Annotated in this window: 20 protein-coding genes; 5 read left to right on the forward strand and 15 right to left on the reverse strand. The window is 62.9% G+C overall.

Going from position 1 to position 17488, the window contains the following annotated elements; all coding sequences use genetic code 11:
* The first annotated feature begins 126 nt into the window (after positions 1-126).
* Entirely contained in the window at positions 127-585 is a 459-nt protein-coding gene (locus QMG25_RS00770; RefSeq protein WP_283456338.1) for a hypothetical protein, read from the forward strand.
* Positions 586-720: 135 nt separating this feature from the next.
* Here QMG25_RS00770 and ccsB read toward each other — a convergent pair whose 3' ends face one another.
* The 5 genes from ccsB to QMG25_RS00795 form a co-directional block, all read right to left on the reverse strand.
* The gene (ccsB, locus tag QMG25_RS00775) at positions 721-1812 is read right to left on the reverse strand and encodes a c-type cytochrome biogenesis protein CcsB (RefSeq protein WP_283456340.1); all 1092 of its coding nucleotides are present in this window, start codon (positions 1810-1812) and stop codon (positions 721-723) included.
* On the reverse strand, positions 1812-3566 hold the full coding sequence (gene resB, locus QMG25_RS00780) for a cytochrome c biogenesis protein ResB (protein ID WP_502866317.1): 1755 nt from the start codon (positions 3564-3566) through the stop codon (positions 1812-1814). The genes ccsB and resB overlap by 1 nt, the downstream gene beginning before the upstream one ends.
* Positions 3566-4321 (reverse strand): cytochrome c biogenesis CcdA family protein, encoded by a 756-nt coding sequence (locus QMG25_RS00785; protein WP_283456342.1) that lies wholly within the window; start codon positions 4319-4321, stop codon positions 3566-3568. Before QMG25_RS00785 ends, resB begins: the two co-directional genes overlap by 1 nt.
* Before the next feature lie 15 nt (positions 4322-4336).
* Positions 4337-4951 (reverse strand): TlpA family protein disulfide reductase, encoded by a 615-nt coding sequence (locus QMG25_RS00790; protein WP_283456345.1) that lies wholly within the window; start codon positions 4949-4951, stop codon positions 4337-4339.
* Positions 4952-5038: 87 nt separating this feature from the next.
* Positions 5039-5701, reverse strand: a complete 663-nt coding sequence (locus QMG25_RS00795; protein WP_283456347.1) for a histidine phosphatase family protein — start codon at positions 5699-5701, stop codon at positions 5039-5041.
* A gap of 182 nt (positions 5702-5883) precedes the next feature.
* On the opposite strand from QMG25_RS00795, the gene QMG25_RS00800 reads away from it, so the two are divergent.
* The 3 genes from QMG25_RS00800 to QMG25_RS00810 all read left to right on the forward strand — a co-directional run bounded on the left by QMG25_RS00800 (position 5884) and on the right by QMG25_RS00810 (position 8187).
* Complete coding sequence (locus QMG25_RS00800; protein ID WP_283456350.1) at positions 5884-6441, forward strand: YceI family protein; 558 nt, start codon at positions 5884-5886, stop codon at positions 6439-6441.
* Positions 6442-6875: 434 nt separating this feature from the next.
* Complete coding sequence (locus QMG25_RS00805; RefSeq protein ID WP_283456351.1) at positions 6876-7328, forward strand: hypothetical protein; 453 nt, start codon at positions 6876-6878, stop codon at positions 7326-7328.
* 151 nt (positions 7329-7479) lie between these two features.
* Positions 7480-8187: a hypothetical protein gene (locus QMG25_RS00810; RefSeq protein WP_283456353.1), complete on the forward strand. Its 708-nt coding sequence runs from the start codon at positions 7480-7482 to the stop codon at positions 8185-8187.
* 77 nt (positions 8188-8264) lie between these two features.
* Here QMG25_RS00810 and QMG25_RS00815 read toward each other — a convergent pair whose 3' ends face one another.
* The gene (locus QMG25_RS00815; RefSeq protein WP_283456356.1) at positions 8265-8978 is read right to left on the reverse strand and encodes a redox-sensing transcriptional repressor Rex; all 714 of its coding nucleotides are present in this window, start codon (positions 8976-8978) and stop codon (positions 8265-8267) included.
* A 152-nt stretch (positions 8979-9130) separates the two neighbouring features.
* Positions 9131-9460 carry a glutaredoxin family protein gene (locus tag QMG25_RS00820; protein ID WP_349307096.1) on the reverse strand — a complete coding sequence of 110 codons (330 nt, stop codon included), beginning with the start codon at positions 9458-9460 and terminating at the stop codon, positions 9131-9133.
* Positions 9461-9610: 150 nt separating this feature from the next.
* On the opposite strand from QMG25_RS00820, the gene QMG25_RS00825 reads away from it, so the two are divergent.
* Positions 9611-10423, forward strand: a complete 813-nt coding sequence (locus QMG25_RS00825) for an HAD family hydrolase (RefSeq protein WP_283456358.1) — start codon at positions 9611-9613, stop codon at positions 10421-10423.
* 66 nt (positions 10424-10489) lie between these two features.
* On the opposite strand, the gene QMG25_RS00830 is transcribed toward QMG25_RS00825, so the two are convergent.
* The 8 genes from QMG25_RS00830 to QMG25_RS00865 form a co-directional block, all read right to left on the reverse strand.
* Positions 10490-10588, reverse strand: a complete 99-nt coding sequence (locus QMG25_RS00830) for a 30S ribosomal protein bS22 (protein WP_074712200.1) — start codon at positions 10586-10588, stop codon at positions 10490-10492.
* 113 nt (positions 10589-10701) lie between these two features.
* Complete coding sequence (locus QMG25_RS00835; RefSeq protein ID WP_283456368.1) at positions 10702-10938, reverse strand: helix-turn-helix domain-containing protein; 237 nt, start codon at positions 10936-10938, stop codon at positions 10702-10704.
* Positions 10939-11050: 112 nt separating this feature from the next.
* Entirely contained in the window at positions 11051-12178 is a 1128-nt protein-coding gene (locus QMG25_RS00840; RefSeq protein ID WP_283456370.1) for a 3-deoxy-7-phosphoheptulonate synthase, read from the reverse strand.
* A gap of 366 nt (positions 12179-12544) precedes the next feature.
* Positions 12545-13804: an NAD(P)/FAD-dependent oxidoreductase gene (locus QMG25_RS00845; RefSeq protein WP_283456372.1), complete on the reverse strand. Its 1260-nt coding sequence runs from the start codon at positions 13802-13804 to the stop codon at positions 12545-12547.
* A gap of 133 nt (positions 13805-13937) precedes the next feature.
* Positions 13938-14618: a DUF1961 family protein gene (locus QMG25_RS00850; RefSeq protein WP_283456374.1), complete on the reverse strand. Its 681-nt coding sequence runs from the start codon at positions 14616-14618 to the stop codon at positions 13938-13940.
* Entirely contained in the window at positions 14615-14740 is a 126-nt protein-coding gene (locus QMG25_RS00855) for a hypothetical protein (RefSeq protein ID WP_283456376.1), read from the reverse strand. The genes QMG25_RS00850 and QMG25_RS00855 overlap by 4 nt, the downstream gene beginning before the upstream one ends.
* A gap of 296 nt (positions 14741-15036) precedes the next feature.
* Positions 15037-16377 carry an NADP-specific glutamate dehydrogenase gene (gene gdhA / locus QMG25_RS00860; RefSeq protein ID WP_283456378.1) on the reverse strand — a complete coding sequence of 447 codons (1341 nt, stop codon included), beginning with the start codon at positions 16375-16377 and terminating at the stop codon, positions 15037-15039.
* Positions 16378-16534: 157 nt separating this feature from the next.
* Complete coding sequence (locus tag QMG25_RS00865) at positions 16535-17344, reverse strand: metalloregulator ArsR/SmtB family transcription factor (protein ID WP_283456380.1); 810 nt, start codon at positions 17342-17344, stop codon at positions 16535-16537.
* Positions 17345-17488 lie beyond the last annotated feature (144 nt).

The raw sequence follows: 17488 nt of genomic DNA on the forward strand, positions 1-17488 counted from the left end.
GTGGGCTGGGGCAGTTGCCCCGGCCCACATTTTTGTGCTTCTTGGTTCATTTGAAACCGGGTATTGACACCTGACAACTTCAGGCGCATTCTAAAAACATCAATCATGTTTTTAGATGGAGGAGTCATGGCAACCCATTCAATCCCCGCCCCGTCCACCGGTTGGAGCTCCCATGCGCTGGCGCGCGCCAAGACCGAACCCGCTTACGGCGCGTTCGTGTTGTTGTGGCTTGGTTTCATCGCCATCCCGCTCATCATGGGCCTGGACAAGTTCTTCAACGTGCTGACCACGTGGGAAAACTACTTGGCCCCGTGGATCGAGAACATTTCCCCCTTCAGCGCCCACGGGACCATGATGGCCATTGGCGTCGTGGAGATCATTGCTGCTGTCGCCATGATCCTGCGACCCCGATACGCCGCCTGGGTGGTGGCCCTGTGGTTGGCAGGCATCATCGTCAACTTGTTGACGTACTCGGGTTTCTACGACGTGGCATTGCGTGACTTTGGCTTGCTGGTGGCCGCAGTGGCACTGGGACTGCTGGCCCGAAGCTACACCATCCCGGGTTTTCGCAAGAGCCACAAATAGCCGTCGAGCAATCTTCCAGCCCTTGCAACCCTATGAATGCTGCAACCCGGCTCCGCACAGGAAACCGCCCGCTTGGGAAATCATCCCTGGGCGGTTTCCTCGAGGCCGTTGAGGGCCACCCGGTTCCGGCGCGAACTAGCTGCCTACGCCGGCGTAAGAGTGCAGACCTGAGAAGTACATGTTCACGATGGTGAAGTTGAAGACCACGCACAGGTAACCCACAATGGACAGCCACGCGGCGCGGGTGCCGGTCCAGCCCTTGGTGGCGCGGGCGTGCAGGTAGCCGGCGTAAACCACCCAGATGACAAAGGTCCACACTTCCTTCGTGTCCCAGCCCCAGAAGCGCCCCCACGCCTTTTCCGCCCAGATGGCACCAAACATCAGCGTCAGTGTCCAACCGACAAAAGCGATGCCGTTGATTCGGTAGGACAGATTTTCAAGGCTCAAGGCGTTCGGAACCAGCCGCATCACGAGTGCCTTGTCCTTCTTGCCCGAAGCGATGGAGACTTCACGGCGGGCTTGGAGCAGTTGCAGCACGGACATGGCAAACGTGATGGTGAAGAAGGCCGAAGACATCACGGCAATCGAGACGTGGATGATCAGCCAGTAGCTTTGCAGTGCAGGCACCAGATGCCCCACAGGCGTCCAAAACGACACCGAGGCGGCCACCACCATGAGCAGCACCAGCCCAATGACGAAGGTGCCCAGGAAGCGCAGGTCGCGGCGGGTCAAAACGATCAGGAACACCACTGCCACCACAAAGGAGCCTGTGGTGCAGAATTCGTACATGTTGCCCCACGGCACGCGTCCTGCCGCTAAACCGCGGAACAGCACGGCGAAGCCTTGGACGACGGCGGCCACCACAGTCAGTGCCACGGCCACCCGGGCCACAACGCGGCGTTCCTTGCCATAGCGCATGGAGTCCCCGGCGGTGATTCCGTCGGGCCCTCCGTGGGTCTTGCTGCTGGGACGCACACCCCGGCCTTGCGGACCGGAGCCGAGGTCCTGCCCTGCGGTGCCGCGGGCGCCTACACCGGCGAGCACGGCCGACTCGCTGTGCTGAACGGCCGTTTGGCTGGCTGTTTGATCCGCCAGCCCCTTCTTGACCGCTTGGTTGAAGGTCACAAGGTCCCAAGCGTAGGCGCAAAAAGCTACAGCGTAGGCCAAGCCGGCCACCAGCATAAGCTGCTCGCTGAGCTGGGCAAAGCCCTCATTGATCTCTGGCATTAGTGGTCCTTACTTGCCGCGGCGACGCCTTGGGCGGAGTCGTTGGTTGTTGATTGTCCCTGCTCACCATTTTGCCCCGCAGTGTCCATGGGCACCAGCCATTTGGCGTGCAGAGCTTTGTTGATGGCAACGTATTCGCCGGCCAGGCGGTGGTCTTCGCCGCGCGCCAGCAGGCCGAACTCCACCATGGTGCGTCCGTCGGGGTGGTTGCCCGTGCGGACCCACACCCGTCGTCGGCTCATGAACAGGGACGCCATGAGCCCGGCGAGGGCCAACAGCGCAAACACCAGAACGTACACCTGGCCGGGGTCGTGCCGGATATCCAGTGCGGCAAACCGCTTGATGCCGTCGAAGCTGATGCTTCCGTTGTTCCCGGGCAGGGTGTAGCTCTGGTCGGGCCCCAGCACAATGCCGCCTGCGTCCAGGTTGCGGGAGTTGATTTCGGTCATCTTGGAGGTATCCAGTGTGTACACGTTCCGCGGGATGCCGCCGTCGAGGCCAAGGTCGCCCGTGAAGGCGTTCAGGTTGAGCTGCGGGTTGAACGGGTCGGGGTCGGAGCCAAAAGCCACGCCCTTCTCGTCAACGAGGGCCGTGGGGAGGAAGAAGCCCACAAATCCCAACTGTTCCGGTTTCGCGTCGGGAACCTTGATCACCACCAGCGAGGTGTAGGCGCCATCGGTCGGGATGGTGACCACAGGCCCCTGGAACGCAACTTTTCCTGCACCGTCCTTGACGGTGATGACAGGTGCATAGCCGTTGCCCACAAGGTAGACGTTGGTGCCGCCAATGCCCACCGGGTCGTTGACCTTCAGCGTCTGGGCTTTTGCCTCAGCCTCGGGTCCGTCCTTGGTGGTCAACGTGGCAGTGAAGTCCAGTGGCTGCCCGTAGTGGGCCTCCGTGGAACGGTCGTACTTCACCACAAGCCGGTCAAGCTGCACCGAGTACGGCTCCAGGTTGTTGCCGGCGAAGTTGGCACCGGGGGTGAACTTGTCATAGCTGGCCAAGGTGTTGACAAAAGTTTCGCCCTCCACGAGCACGCGCTGGCCGCTGTAGCCAAAGAGCCCGCTGAAGGCGATGGCTGCCAGGACGCCAATCATGGCGGTGTGGAAGATGAGGTTGCCCACTTCCTTCAGGAAGCCGATCTCGGCGCCCACCGACGGGCGCTCGGTGTCCAGGTCGCGAATATCCACGCGGTAACGGCGGGACTTCAAGACGACGGCGGCATCCCTGACCGCGGTTTCGGCGTCAACGCCGCTGCCGGCCGGGATGGTGACGGTGCCGTACTCGGCCAGGCGCGAAAGCCGCTTGGGCGTCCGCGGCGGGGCCGAACGCATGGCCTTGGCATGGATCTTGGCGCGCGGCAGGACACAGCCAACCAAGGAGGTGAACAACAGCAGGTAAATGGCGGCAAACCACGGCGAGGAATACACGTCGAAGAGCTTGAACCAGTCCATGACGGGTCCCGAGACGGGGTTGTCCTTCAAATACTGGGTGACCTCGGACGGTGCCGAGGGGCGCTGCGGGAACAAGGAACCGGGCACTGCTGCCACGGCCAGCATCAGCAGCAGGAACAAGGCGGTGCGCATGCTTGTCAGTTGCCGCCAGGCCCAGCGGAACATGCCCAGAACGCCGAGCTGGGGCAGGACAGCATCACTGCCACCGCCCTTCGGCGCTGTGCCTTTGGCCGCCTTGCCTTTGGACGCTTTGTCCTTCGGCTCCTGGCCCACGGGATCTTCCACCACTGTCTCTTTCATTAGATTGGCAATCTCACTTCATTGGCAAACCAAAACTGCAGCTCATTGATCCAGTTGCCCCACACACCCGTGACCATGAGCAGGCCCAGCACCACCAGCATGCCGCCGCCAAAGTACTGCAGTCCGCGGCGGTGCGTGCGGAAGAACGACAGGGCCCCCAGCCCGCGGCGGGCGCCCAAGGCGATCAACAGGAACGGCAAGCCAAGTCCCAAGCAATACACAAATGTCAAGAAGGCACCCTTGACGGCACTGGATCCATCCGAAAACGCCAGCGTCTGCACCGCAGCAAAAGTTGGTCCGATGCACGGTGCCCAGCCCAGTCCAAAGGTTACGCCCAAAATCGGTGCACCCCACAGTCCGGCCGGCGGCTTCGCATGAATTTTCGCTTCCCCCTGGAACCAGCCCATGCCGCCCAGGAACACCACGCCCATCAGGATCACGACCACGCCAAGCGCTTGGGTGACCCAGGCGGCGTCGGGCCCCATGAGCCACGCCCCCAGCTGGCCGAAAATGGCTCCGATGAGCACAAACACCACGGAAAACCCCAACACGAACAGCCCGATCCCGGCCAGCATGCGTCCGCGGCGCTCCTCCTGCAGATCGGCCCCGCTCAGTCCGCTCACATAGCCCAGGTAGCCGGGCACAAGGGGCAGGACGCAGGGTGAAAGGAAGGAGACCAGGCCGGCCAAGAGCGCAACAGGCATGGCCAGCAGCATGGAGCCGCTCAGCACTGTCTCGGCGAAGGGATTGTTCATGGAGGTGGGCGGCCGCTAATTTTCTGCCAGTGCGCCGGTGATCAGGGCCTTCAGGGTGCCCTTGTCGGCAATGCCGAGGATGCGTGCCGACACGCGGCCTTTTTTATCCAGCACCAAGGTGGTGGGGACGGCCGACGGCGGCACAAACTTGGTCAAGGCCAATAAAACGCCGCCGTCCTTGTCCGCGATGCTGGGGTACTCCAGCCCGAAGTTGCGTTCAAAGGCTTCCGCCGTGGCTTTCTCATCACGCACGTTCACACCCATGAAATCAACGCCCTGGGAGGCAAAGTCGCTCGAGAGCGTCTGCAGGTCGGGGGCCTCGGCACGGCAAGGGGCGCAGGCTGCGTACCAAAAATTCAGCACTGTGACCCGGCCGGGGAAGTCGGCGGCATCGACCGTTTTGCCGTCGAACGTGGTGGCCGTGAACTCCACCGGAGGCTTCCGGTCCGCGGCCCCGTATTCGGTCACGGAACCGTCGCCGGCGATGTAGTTCTTGTTGTCCCCGGCGTTTGCCTGCTCAGCGAGCTGGTCGGTGCCGGAGCAGGCTGCCAGGGCCACCGTCAGTGCGGCACCGCCTGCAGCCAGCAGTGCCCTGCGGCTCATCGAGAACGTCACGATGCTGCCTTTCATCTTGTGGGAGCCATCGTGCACGCACAGAAATGGCATTATGTTCTACGCTACGTCGAATAGCTGATTGTCAGCTGTATGCCGTGGTGCTTATGCCCCGGGGGTGGTGGCCGCGCCGGGCAGCAATTCGGCCGCCGGTTCGCTGTACACCACATCGATGACGTCGTCGCCGTCGAACGTCAATGACGTGAGCGAAGCCAGCGTGCATTCGCGATTGCGGGGGTCGTGCCACAGGCGCTGCCCTTCGGCGCTTCGCCGCGTGGACCAGATGGGCAGCTGGTGGCTGACCATGATGGCCTGGGCCCCGTCCCCGCCGAGCTCGAAGGCACGACGGCGTGCGTCGCGTGCCGCTGCCAGCATGCGTTCGGCCTGGGCCGAGTAGGCTTCGCCCCAGGAGGGCTTGAACGGGTTCACGAAGTAGGGCCAGTGCTTGGGCTTGCGCAGTTCGGCGGGGCTCATGACGAGACCTTCAAAATGGTTTTCGGCCTCAATGATGCGCGGATCGGTCACAATGTCCAGACCCAGCGCCTCCGCGGTGGGCTGCGCCGTCTCCTGGGCGCGGGTCAGCGGCGAGGCGACCAGGTAGACCGGGGCCGCACCCCGCGTGGCAAGGGTTGCGAAGTGCTCGGCCACCAGCACGGCCATGGCACGGCCGCGCTCGGAGAGATGAAACTCGGGGAGTCGGCCATAAAGCACGCCATCGGGGTTGAATACCTCGCCGTGGCGTAGAAGATGCACTGTTACTTGGGACATGCTCCCAGTTTCTCAAAGTTGGCCAGCAAGGGGTTAATCCGTACCCGGCAAGCAATTTTGGTTATGCGGGAATATTACATGCAAACGTATGTTTATAGGTGGTGAAGGTCAACCACAGGGGCTGGCCCGAGCATCCACCAACACCACACAATCACCAACACAGAGCTTGCAAGGAGCACCACATGTCAGCAACCACCACCGAATCCGCCGGACTTGCCCAAGGGACGTGGAACTTCGACGCCACCCATTCGGAAGTGGGCTTCATGGTCCGCCACGCAGGCATCTCCAAGGTCCGCGGAAAGTTCACCGACCTCGAGGCAACACTGGCACTGGGCGAAACCGTTGCCGATTCCTCCGTCACCGCCACCATCCAAGCGGACAGCTTCAATTCCGGCGATGTCAACCGCGACGGCCACGTCCGCGGCGCCGACTTCTTCGACGTTGAAACCTTCCCGACGCTGGGCTTCGTCTCCTCCACCATTGCCGGCGACGCGGAGAGCTTTGAAATGACGGGCGAGCTGACCATCCGCGGCATCTCCAAGAGCGTAACCTTCAAGGGCGAGTTCAACGGCGTCGCTGTTGACCCGTTCGGGGCCACCCGTGCCGGATTTGAAGCCTCCACCGTCATCAGCCGCAAGGACTTTGGGCTGACGTGGAACGCCGCATTGGAAGCCGGCGGCGTGCTGGTCTCCGACAAGGTGACCATCACTCTCGACGTCGCCTTCGTGAAGGCGGCATAGCCCACCTCTCGAGCGGCATAGCCCACCTCTCGATTAGGGCTGGTCGGCCGTTGTTGCAGGCCCAATGCCGGTTCGCAGCTTCTTGCGGACCGGCATTTTGCTGCGCTTGGCTCGCCTATACAAGCGTTCGCGCCGCGACTAGGGTTCTAAGCATGAGCACACCGAATGAGTCCCCAGGTCCCGAGCAACCAGGCTCGCAACCATCTCCTGACGGTTATGGTTCCCAGCCCGATCCAAATGCTGCTCCCGCACACAACCCCAACCTCCCCGGCGGTGCGGCTCAGCCCCCGCCCGGATACCAATCACCTCCCGGGTACCAGCAGTCCCCGCCCGGGTATCAGCAGCAGCCGGGCTCGCCCCAGCAGCCCCAGTACCAACAGCCGCAGTACCAACAGCCGCAGTACCAGCAGCCCGACAACAGCTTAAAGTTCGAGATGCCCACTGACACGCCCCGCTCCATGGCCGACGTCATGCCGGCGGGCGGATTCTCCAGCTTGTTCAAAACGGAGGGACTGCCCCCGCTGCTGAAGATCTCGTACATCATGTGGCTTGTCACTGCCGGGATCTCGCTTTTCTTCGCCTTCCTGTCCTTCATCGCTGCACTGTTCCTGTTGGCCTCCCCGTATCTTCGCGGCAACGGCTTCCGTGGAATCGTGATGACAGTCGTTTCCCTCGTGATCATTGCTGCGATTGTCATTTGCGCCATGAAGCTCAAGGAAGGGATGCAATGGGCCAGAATGGCGCTTTCAATCATCGTGGTGGTGAGCATCTTCTTGATATTCTTCGGCACCACCGTCGGCGTCTGGCTGGGCATTGTTGCGGCAGTGCTGATGTGGATGCCCGAATCAACGGCGTGGCTCAATTCCCGCGCCAGCCACGGCAAGTAGCCGGCCACGGCAAGTAGTTGTGTGCGGAGAGGTCGCGTAGGGTTGAAGCAATACCCGCCGCGGCCTCTTTTTTCTTCTCTGGCCACCTTTCGGCGCCTTCCCTGGTCCGTAGCCTTGGCCAAGATCCCGCACCACTGAAAGAGCAGCTGTCATGACCACCTCCGGTGAAGAACCCCAAGAGCGCCCCACTCCCCAACCTGGCAGCTACGGCGAGGTTGCCCCGGGCGTCCCCCGATACGGAGAATATGCACCCGCCGGGTGGGAACCGCCGCAAGAAGTGAAGGACGCACAAGCCGCCAACACGTCGCCGTCGCCTCTTCCCCCGGCCGCTGCCTATCCGGGCTACCAAGGCGCCCAGCAGGGCGTGCCCAACGTTGCCGGCCCACACTTGGCCCCGCCAAAACCCCTCCTCGTGGCAGTAAGGCTGATCCAACTGGCGGGCGTGCTGCAGCTGCTCTCCACGCTGGCCGTGGTTCTTGTCCTGCTTGTTCCCTCGCTGCGCGACGTGGCGGTGAACACCATCCGAGCGGCGACTGCCGGAGACCCCACCCTGGCCGGTTTTTATGCGGACCCGGCGATGATGAACACCCTGCTCTACACGGCGTTTGTGTTGAGCGTGCTGGGCAGCATTGCCTACTTTTATCTGGCCAAGAAGATTCGCCGAGGCACCAATTGGGCCAGAATCACGGCCCTGGTGCTGGCGTGCTTCTCACTTTTGGCGTTGGGCCAGCCCAATGTGCTCGCCATTGTCCAGATTTCCCTGGGCGTGATTGCCATGATCCTGCTGTTCCGCTCGCCGTCCAAGGACTACTTCCTGGCGCACAAGGAGCACAAGGAGCACAAGGCGCGCCGACTGTAACCGCACGTTCCGCGCACAGACGCACCTTCTGTGCAAAAGCGCACTGGGCAACGGCCCCACGAGCGGGAAAGGTACGTTTATGTTCCCGGGCGGTCCTGCTCCAGGGAGGAATGCTGGGATCTTTTGGCGTGATAGGCGAGAATCTGCAATTCAGTTGCCATGTCCACCTTGCGCAGATTCACGAAGTCCGGTGCGCTCAACGCAACCGGGGCAAAGCTGAGAATGCTGTGGACCCCCGCTGCCACAACCCTGTTGCACACGGACTGGGCCACGGCTGCCGGCAGGGCCAAGACAACCATGTTGGCGCGGGTGCTCTTCAGCACGGTCTCCAAGTTCACCACATCGTTGACGCGCAGCCAGCCCACCTCATTGCCCACCACCATTTGGTCGGCGTCCAACAAGGCCACAACGTCGAAGCCGCGGGATTCGAACCCGGCGTAGCGGGCCAGCGCTCGGCCCAAGTTGCCGGCACCCACAATGGCCACACGCCACTCGTGCGTTAGGCCCAGAGCCTGGGATATCTGCCGGTTCAAGTTGGCCACGTCATAGCCGACTCCGCGGGTGCCGTAGGAGCCAAGATAGGAAAGGTCCTTGCGGACATTGGCCGAGCCCACCCCGGCCGACTCTGCCAACGCCTCCGAGGAAACGCTGTCAGTGCCACTGGCCAACAAGGAATTCAGCGTGCGCAAATAAAGTGTCAGCCGGGCCACCGTGGCAGGTGGAAGCTGCCGGGAAGGCTCTGGCGGCTGTCCTTCGGGGATCTGCGCTTGGATCAAGACAACACTCCACATTCTCAAACTGAGGCCGCGCCCCGTTGCTGAATGTGTATCCGCAAGGTCCGCACTCGCCTGCCTCCACTGTAAGTCGTGCCCGGTCCATCACCAAAAGCCGAAAGCCGCCACTGTCCTCCCCCAAGTCAGCTGCTCGGCGTGCCGGCAGGCGCCTACTGGCCCGCCGCGGCCCGATCGAGGATGCTGCGCAGCCTGAGCGGATCTATCTGCCAAAAGTCGCGCTGAATGCCGTCCACCAGAACCACGGGAATTTCCTCGCCGTAGCGGGTAGTCAAATTCTCGTCGCCGTCTATGTCAACCTCGTGCCAGGGCAGACCGAGATTGCCGGCCACCTCGGCCACGACGACGCGGGCAGCTTCGCACAGGTGGCACCCGCCCCTGGTAAGAAGCTCAAGCAACGGAACGCGCAGGTGTCCATCCGCGGCGTCGGCGTTGCTGGTGGTGGCATTGCTGGTGGCCGGCTCACCGGCAGCTTGTGTCATGGATACAACCTACCCAATGAACCCTTGGCCGGGCACGCCTGCCGACTGCCGCCGGGAGACGTCCGCCGGCAAATGAAAGTTTCACCACAGTTAACCCCGCTGCAAGTGGCGGAGGGAGCACATGGGAGCAGCATTGACTAGACTCGTTCCATGCCCGACGTGAATACCAACAGTGCCGAGGCCGTCTCGACCACTGCGTTGCACCAGGGCGAGGCCGCTTTCTTCGACGTGGACAACACTTTGATGAAGGGCGCCAGCTTGTTCCATGTGGCCCGAAAAATGTACCAGAAGCGTGCGTTCACCCTTCGGGATGTCGCTGGCTTCGCGTGGAAACAGGCCAAGTTCATCCTGCGCGGGGAAAACATGAGCGATGTCCATTCCGTTCAAGACTCCGCGCAGAAACTCGCCGCCGGCATCAAGGCCGACTTTGTCCGCGAACTTGGCGAAGAAGTTTACGACGAGATGATCGTCTCCAAGATTTGGCCGGGCACGCGGGCGCTGACACAAGAACACCTCAAGTCCGGCCGCCAGGTGTGGCTTGTGACGGCAACCCCTGTTGAAGTTGCCGGGGTCATTGCGGAGCGGCTGAACCTCACTGGGGCGCTGGGCACCGTGGCCGAGATTGAAGACGGCTTGTACACCGGGCGCCTGGTGGGTGAGATTCTGCATGGTCCCGCCAAGGGCCGGGCAGTTCACGAACTGGCCGAGCAGGAGGGCTTGGATCTTTCCCGCAGTTGGGCCTACAGCGACTCCTACAACGACATTCCGTTGCTGACGACCGTGGGCAATCCGGTGGCCATCAATCCCGACGCGAAGCTGCGCAGGCACGCCCGCGAAAACAACTGGCCCATCTACGACTACCGCTCCGGGCGCCGCGCCGCCACGCTGGGCCTGCGGGCGGCCACCGGCGCCGGCGTGGTCTACGGGCTGTGGAAAGGCATTGCCATGGTGCGGCGACGGTAGCGGAAATTAAGCAAAAAAACACCCGCACACCACAAGGGTGAACGGGCGCTTTCGCGAAGGAGCTGCTTACTTCTTGTTGCGACGCTGGTGACGCGTCTTGCGCAGCTGCTTGCGGTGCTTCTTCTTGGACATCCGCTTGCGGCGCTTCTTGACTACTGAACCCATGAAAGTTCCTCACAAACTGCATAGAACAACCTCGAATGAGGCCGTAACGATTAGGTCGACCGATCGCAGGAATCGGTCAAAGCCGAAAATGGATCTTTCCTAGGGTACCGCCTTTACCCTGTATGCGCCGAACCGGGGGCTTCGTGCGTCGCTGTGCCGTCCACCACTGCCGCGCGCAGGCAGCTCTCCACAGCGTTGGCCGGCACCCGGTACGAGCGGCCAAAACGGACGGCTGGCAGCTCACCGGCATGCACCATGCGGTACACCGTCATTTTAGACACGCGCATGAGTGAGGCGACTTCCTGAACCGTCAGGAATTTCACATCGGAGAAATCCTGCTCCTGCGTCATGGCCATCCTCGGTGTCGACTATTCGGCTGAAACATCCATTTTCCCACGTGCAGCCTTTCCACTCCCAAGGCTAACTCTAGGGGCAGAAGTGGTGTCTGTGAAGGATGTTTCCTCAGGCAACGGATGTGCGGCGGGCGTGCGAGGCCCCGGCCAGCTTGGCCAGCACATCCGCCGTCACGTCCCAGTCCATGCAGGCGTCGGTGACGCTTTGGCCGTAAACCAATGCGGCGTCGCCGGAGGCCACCTGGTCGACGTCGAGTTTTTGGGCGCCACCTACCAGGAAGCTCTCCAGCATGACACCGGCAATCGTATGGGCCGTGGCGTCGTCGGCTTCCAGCTGGGCACCCAATTCAAGCGCTACCTCGGCCTGGCGGTGGTGGCTCTTGCCGGAGTTGGCATGGCTGGCATCCACGATCAACCGCGGGTTGACGGCGGCTTGTGTCGCCTGGGCTGAGGCCTGCGCCACGTCCGCTGCGTGGTAATTGGGGCCCTTGCGCCCGCCGCGCAGGATTACATGGGTGTCCTGGTTGCCGGCCGTGCTGACAAGGGAGGCCCGGCCGTCCCCGTCAATTCCCAGAAACGACTGGGGTGCACTGGCGGCGTTGCACGCATCCAAGGCAACTTGCAGGTCCCCGTCGGTGCCGTTCTTGAAGCCGATGGGCATGGAAAGCCCGGAGGAGAGCTGGCGGTGGATCTGGCTCTCGGTGGTGCGTGCGCCAATGGCTCCCCAGGAGATCAAATCGGCGGTGTATTGGGGGCTGATGGGTTCAAGGAATTCGGTGCCCGTGGGCAGCCCCAGGCGGGCCACGTCGAGCAGGAACTTCCGTGCCATTTGCAGTCCCTTGGCCACATCGTGGCTGCCATCGAGCGCGGGGTCGTTGATCAGGCCCTTCCACCCAACGGTGGTGCGCGGCTTTTCGAAGTAGGCGCGCATCACAATGAGCAGGTCCGCAACGTGTTCCTTGGCGGTTTCAGCCAGCCGGCGCGCGTATTCCAGCCCGGCCTCGGTGTCATGGATGGAGCACGGGCCCACCACCACCAGGAGCCTGTCGTCAAGCCCGTCCATGATGGCGCGGACCTGGTCGCGGCCGCGTTCGACGACGTTGCTTGTGTGCGCATCCAGCGGCAGCCCCGCGGCCAGCTCGGCAGGCGACGGCAGTTCGGTGAAGTGGCTGACGCGCAGGTTCCTTGTGGACGCCGGAGCCGCTGCTGTGCTTTCGGTGGCTGCTGTAGTGCTCATGGGGTGGCTTTCCTTATGTTGGGGCTGGCTGCAGGCCCCCTCTTCGGAGCCCGCCTGAAAATGGCGAAGGACAGGGAATGAATTCCCTGTCCTGTTGGCTCTGAAGGTAAGTTGGATGCGTGTCAGTTAGACGCGGGCCCCTCCAGAGCCAACGAAAAATACGCATACCAACGGTTTGTCATCCCCACACCATAAGCAGAGCCGCAGGCATCCAGCAAATCCGTCCCAGCACTGCCCGCACATGCGCACCTGCCCGCGTAACCGCACCTTTCACACAAATGGGCGCCGGAGGGAGTCCCCACCAGCGTTCAAGGTGCGTATTTGCTGCCACCATGCGTGTCAGCGGTGCCAGGTGGCGGCCATGCGCTAGCGCAGCGGATTGAAGTGCTGCATGCCGGCCGGCGGCGTGTTTCCCGTCAGTTCTGCAGCAACCATTTTTCCCGTCAGCGGCCCCAGCGCAACTCCCCACATGCCGTGCCCGCCCGCCACGTGGACTCGCGGGGACCGGGTGGCGCCCACGAGCGGGAAACCGTCGGTGGTGCAGGGCCTGGACCCCACCCATTCCTCCGCCCTGTCTTCGAAGTCGATGCCGGTGAACATGGGCGAGGCCGCCTCCACGATGGCCCGGATGCGTCGCGGGTCCAAGGGTGCGTCGGCGTCCTTGAATTCCATCATGCCTGCGACCCTGAACCTGTCCCCCAGCGGGGTGCATGCGACGCGCTGGGCCGGGAAATAGATGGGGTGGCGCGGCATAGCCTCGGGCACAACCGAGAAGCTGTAGCCGCGACCTGCCTGGACCACCCGCTTGAGACCGAACTTGCGCGCCAGCCTCCCCAGCCACGCGCCCGTGGCGAGCACGACGGCGTCGGCCTTCAGGAGACGCCCTTCCGAAGCAACCACGTCCACGCCGGAGCCGTTGTCGCGGATGTCAACGACGTTGAACGCCGTGAGAAGTTCAGCACCCCGGGAGACCACGGTCTCGGCCAGGGATTCCATGAACGCCGGTGGGTTGAGGTAGCGCTGGTTCCGAATTTCCACCCCGGCCACGACCCCGCTGCCCAGGGTGGGCTCAAGGGTGCGGATTTCCTCTCCCGAGATGAGCGTGAAGTCCACGGCACCCCCTGTTTCACGGATGACGTGCAATTCCTTGACAAGGGCCTCACGGTCCTTCAGCGAGGAGAATCCGGCGAGGAAGGGATCAGCGGGGTGCGTGGTCTCGGCCGGGGGCGGATTCCCGGCGGCAAGTTCCGCAAAAGCGTCAATGCCGCTGCGCCCGATTTCTGCGAAGACCGCCATGGCTGCGCGCCACTTCCCAGGCGTGCAGTTGCGGGCAAAGCCGAGCAGGAACCGCAGCAGCGCCGGGTCGGTGGTAAAGGGTATGTAGAGGGGCGAGGCCGGGTCCAGCATGGCCTTGAGCCCGTACGTCAGCACTGTGGGCTCGCTCAGCGGCAGCGTCAGGGCCGGAGTGATCCAGCCGGCGTTGCCCCACGAAGAGCCGGAGGCCACGCCGCCGCGATCCACCACGGTGACCTTGATGCCGTGCTCCTGCAAATACCAGGCAGTGCTCAATCCGATGATTCCCGCACCCACAACAACCACGTGTTCAGGCGCCGTTGTCTTGGCCACGATCCACTCCCCTCGCGAGTTGCCGGCACCTTGACTGCCGGCGCTGCTCCCAGCGTATCGGTGATCACAGCAGGGCGGAGCAACGCTCCGCCCTGCTGTGGCGGCCCACAGTCCGGACTACTGTGATGCCACGTCAGTGAAGTTGTGCAACCGTCAAATTTTTGTAGGCTGCACGCAACGGGGCCATCTGGCGGAAGCCCAGATAGCCACCGCCAATTTGCGGCCCGGTTCCGGAATCGTCATCCAGCCAGTGGAAAATCTGCAGGCCGTTGATGCTCAGGGTGACGTGCGGGCCGTCCTTGCACACTTCCACGCGGTAGAACCCGTCGGCATCTTCGGGGCTGGGCAACGGATCGGCCCCCTGCGCCACTAGGTGGCCGCCGGGGCTCTTGCGCAGGTTGCAGGTGCGGAACGCCCGCTCGGAGGCAAATTTCCGCCGCTGGTAGGAGACGTGCAGCGCGGCGATGTCCGAGGAATGGTACTGCGGATAAAACCCTGTGCGTGGAGCAAGCTCGGGGGAAAAAAGGTCCCGTCCTGCACTGCCCTGCGCCCCGAAGAACACCATGGCAAGACCTTCGCCGTCAATGGGATGGTAGTCCCAGGAAATCCGGATCCGGTCGGGAAAGATCTCCGGGCACCACAGGACGAAATGGGCGTGGGCCCCCAGCTCGTCGGCATCGGCACTGCTGGCCAACACGGCTCCGTCGTGTCCGTCCGTGATGGCCAACGGCCCTTCGCGGACCCAGCCCGCCAGGGATTCCGCGGACATCTTGTTGCTGTACAGCACCGTCTCCCGGCGGTCGTTGCCGTTCATGCAGGCACCGATTTCGTGCGGATTGCCGGCAGGGCCCCCGGCTTCCAGGCGGCCACCGTGGCCTCAATGACGGCGGACTCATTGACGGCAGCCCGGGAACCGCCCGCGAGCATAGTATTCATTAGCGCTTCTTCCGAGGTCTCAGGGCATGTTCGGCCGCTCGACCGCCCACCTTGGCCGACCCTACGCCATTTTCGGCTCGCGATTTTAACTTCCCACGGCGCAAAAATTGGCGCCTCGGGGCGCCCCGCCTGACGGTCGGCATGCACAGCGACGACCGGCTTGCGCGGCCAAGGCTGGGTTGGCCAGCCAAGGCTAGATTGCACGGCGCAGACGGTGGAGAAAGCACGACGGCGCGCCCCCACCTCAGTGGGGACGCGCCGTCGTGCTTGTCCAGACACCGGACGAGCAGGGGCCGCTAGATCAGGCCCTGGGCCAGCATGGCGTCGGCCACTTTGACGAAGCCGGCGATGTTGGCGCCCACCACGTAGTTGCCCGGGGAGCCGTAAGTTTCGGCGGTCTCGGCGCAACGGTTGTGGATGCCTGTCATGATCTCCGACAGGCGCTCTTCGGTGTGCTCGAAGGTCCAGGCGTCGCGGCTGGCGTTCTGCTGCATTTCCAGAGCGGAGGTTGCCACGCCGCCGGCGTTGGCCGCCTTGCCCGGGGCGAACAGGATCCCAGCTTCCTGGAACACTGCGATGGCACCGCTAGTGGAAGGCATATTGGCGCCTTCAGCAACCGCAACCAGGCCGTTCTTGACCATGCGGGTGGCAGCTTCGGTGTTGATTTCATTCTGGGTGGCGCACGGCAGGGCCACGGCGGCATTGACGTCCCAGACGGAACCGCCTTCGACATAGCTGACGGACGCGCCGCGGCGGACGGCGTATTCCTTCAGGCGTCCGCGCTCCTTTTCCTTGATCTGGCGCAGCAGCGAAACGTCAATGCCGTTCTCGTCCACAATGTAGCCGGAGGAATCCGAGCAGGCCACAACCTTGGCACCGAACTGCTGTGCTTTGGCGATGGCAAAGGTTGCCACGTTTCCGGACCCGGAGACCACAACGCGCTGGCCGTCAAGCGAGCTCCCGCGGGTCTTGAGCATTTCCTGGGTGAACATGACGGTGCCAAAGCCAGTGGCTTCGGGACGCACCAGCGAACCGCCCCAACCAACACCCTTGCCGGTCAGAACTCCCGACTCGAAGCGGTTGGTGATGCGCTTGTACTGGCCGAACAGGTAGCCGATTTCGCGGCCCCCAACACCAATGTCGCCCGCGGGGACGTCGGTGTACTCGCCAATGTGGCGGTAAAGCTCGGTCATGAAGCTCTGGCAGAAACGCATGACTTCGGCGTCGGACCGCCCGCGCGGGTCAAAGTCGGACCCGCCCTTGCCGCCGCCGATGGGCATGCCTGTCAGCGCGTTCTTGAAAATCTGCTCAAAGCCAAGGAACTTCACAATGCCCAGGTACACCGAAGGGTGGAAGCGCAGGCCGCCCTTGTACGGGCCAAGCGCGGAGTTGAACTCAACACGGAAACCACGGTTGATCTGCACGCGGCCGGCATCGTCCATCCACGGCACACGGAAAATGATCTGGCGCTCGGGTTCGCACAAGCGCTGCAGCACGGCGGCATCGACAAATTCCGGATGCTTATCCAAAACGGGGCCGAGGCTTTCGAAAACTTCCAAAACTGCCTGATGAAATTCTTTTTCACCGGGGTTGCGGGCTAAAACTTGCTCCCGGATGGCTTCTAGCCTGGTATCCATGAGTCTCCTGAAAAGGGTGAGGCGCCAGAAAGCGCAAAAATATGCTCAGGAGCAATCTTGCAGGCACCCAGCCCATGACGCTAATTCTTCTCACAGCATGACATTATATGTAATATCATGCATATTTTTCCAGATCAGAATTGAATACTTGGCGTCTTTAGTCTTTTCGGCGTCTGAACGCGGGCAGGTTGGCCAGCAGATCCGCCGCCTTGTTGGCGGCGCGCCCCACGCCACGGCTAATTTGCCCCTGCATGCTGCCGTCAGGTTCGTTCGACTGCACAGCGCTCTGTTGCACGGCGCTCGACTGTACAACCAGGGCGCCTCCCTGCGTTGGCGGGCCCGTTGCAGGAACAATGGGCGCCGCGTCGGTTGCAGTCTTCGCGCTCTTCGCAGCTGCCAGCGATTCCGCAGCTTCCACTCGAGCTGTCTCGGTCGTCGCCGATGATTTTGCTGCCGTCGGGATGTTCGCAGGCGCGGATTCTTCCGCAGGGACCGGGAGGGCTTGCGCTACGGCCGCCGGTGCCGGAACACGAACCGCCGGGGCCATGGGTACCGGAGCTGGGCGAGCGGCGGAGGTTCCGTTCGCCGTGGTTTCGGTGGCTGCTACCGGGAAGGACACGGCGGGCTGCCTATTCCTTGGATGTTGCTGAACGGCAACAGTTCCGGCTTCGGTCGGCGTTGGAGCTGCCACCGGGGCTGTCTTCGTACCGGCTCCGAGGGATTCCAGCCACGTTGCAACCAGCGTGAGAGGTTCGGTGTTGATGCCGTAGAAGCGCTTCTGGCCCTGGGCGCGCATGGTCACGACACCTGCTTCGCGCAGCACTCGAAGGTGTTTGGACACGGTTGGCTGGGAAACCCCCAACTCGTCCACCAGCTGGCCCACTGCCTTCGTCTCCTGTGCCAGCGCCGCCAAGATGTCCCGGCGGGTGGTTTCGGCAATTACCGCAAAGACTTTTTCTGCAACCATTCCACTACCCTAACGACATATGTCCACAACAGCATCCGCAAAGTGAAGATCGGCACCCGAACGAGTGGGTGGGCCCACGCGCCCGAGGGACCCGACGCGAACTTGCGAGCGTGGGAACGGCGTGGGTGGGCCCACGCCGGTCAG

This window comes from Arthrobacter sp. H35-D1 (assembly GCF_030063185.1).
Classification (GTDB): Bacteria; Actinomycetota; Actinomycetes; order Actinomycetales; family Micrococcaceae; genus Specibacter.

Coding starts and splice junctions, on each gene's coding strand:
- QMG25_RS00770 (WP_283456338.1), top strand. CDS start 127: ATGGCAACCCATTCAATCCCCGCCCCGTCCACCGGTTGGAGCTCCCAT.
- ccsB (WP_283456340.1), bottom strand. CDS start 1,812: ATGCCAGAGATCAATGAGGGCTTTGCCCAGCTCAGCGAGCAGCTTATG.
- resB (WP_502866317.1), bottom strand. CDS start 3,566: ATGAAAGAGACAGTGGTGGAAGATCCCGTGGGCCAGGAGCCGAAGGAC.
- QMG25_RS00785 (WP_283456342.1), bottom strand. CDS start 4,321: ATGAACAATCCCTTCGCCGAGACAGTGCTGAGCGGCTCCATGCTGCTG.
- QMG25_RS00790 (WP_283456345.1), bottom strand. CDS start 4,951: ATGAAAGGCAGCATCGTGACGTTCTCGATGAGCCGCAGGGCACTGCTG.
- QMG25_RS00795 (WP_283456347.1), bottom strand. CDS start 5,701: ATGTCCCAAGTAACAGTGCATCTTCTACGCCACGGCGAGGTATTCAAC.
- QMG25_RS00800 (WP_283456350.1), top strand. CDS start 5,884: ATGTCAGCAACCACCACCGAATCCGCCGGACTTGCCCAAGGGACGTGG.
- QMG25_RS00805 (WP_283456351.1), top strand. CDS start 6,876: ATGCCCACTGACACGCCCCGCTCCATGGCCGACGTCATGCCGGCGGGC.
- QMG25_RS00810 (WP_283456353.1), top strand. CDS start 7,480: ATGACCACCTCCGGTGAAGAACCCCAAGAGCGCCCCACTCCCCAACCT.
- QMG25_RS00815 (WP_283456356.1), bottom strand. CDS start 8,978: ATGTGGAGTGTTGTCTTGATCCAAGCGCAGATCCCCGAAGGACAGCCG.
- QMG25_RS00820 (WP_349307096.1), bottom strand. CDS start 9,460: ATGACACAAGCTGCCGGTGAGCCGGCCACCAGCAATGCCACCACCAGC.
- QMG25_RS00825 (WP_283456358.1), top strand. CDS start 9,611: ATGCCCGACGTGAATACCAACAGTGCCGAGGCCGTCTCGACCACTGCG.
- QMG25_RS00830 (WP_074712200.1), bottom strand. CDS start 10,588: ATGGGTTCAGTAGTCAAGAAGCGCCGCAAGCGGATGTCCAAGAAGAAG.
- QMG25_RS00835 (WP_283456368.1), bottom strand. CDS start 10,938: ATGACGCAGGAGCAGGATTTCTCCGATGTGAAATTCCTGACGGTTCAG.
- QMG25_RS00840 (WP_283456370.1), bottom strand. CDS start 12,178: ATGAGCACTACAGCAGCCACCGAAAGCACAGCAGCGGCTCCGGCGTCC.
- QMG25_RS00850 (WP_283456374.1), bottom strand. CDS start 14,618: ATGAACGGCAACGACCGCCGGGAGACGGTGCTGTACAGCAACAAGATG.
- QMG25_RS00855 (WP_283456376.1), bottom strand. CDS start 14,740: ATGAATACTATGCTCGCGGGCGGTTCCCGGGCTGCCGTCAATGAGTCC.
- gdhA (WP_283456378.1), bottom strand. CDS start 16,377: ATGGATACCAGGCTAGAAGCCATCCGGGAGCAAGTTTTAGCCCGCAAC.
- QMG25_RS00865 (WP_283456380.1), bottom strand. CDS start 17,344: ATGGTTGCAGAAAAAGTCTTTGCGGTAATTGCCGAAACCACCCGCCGG.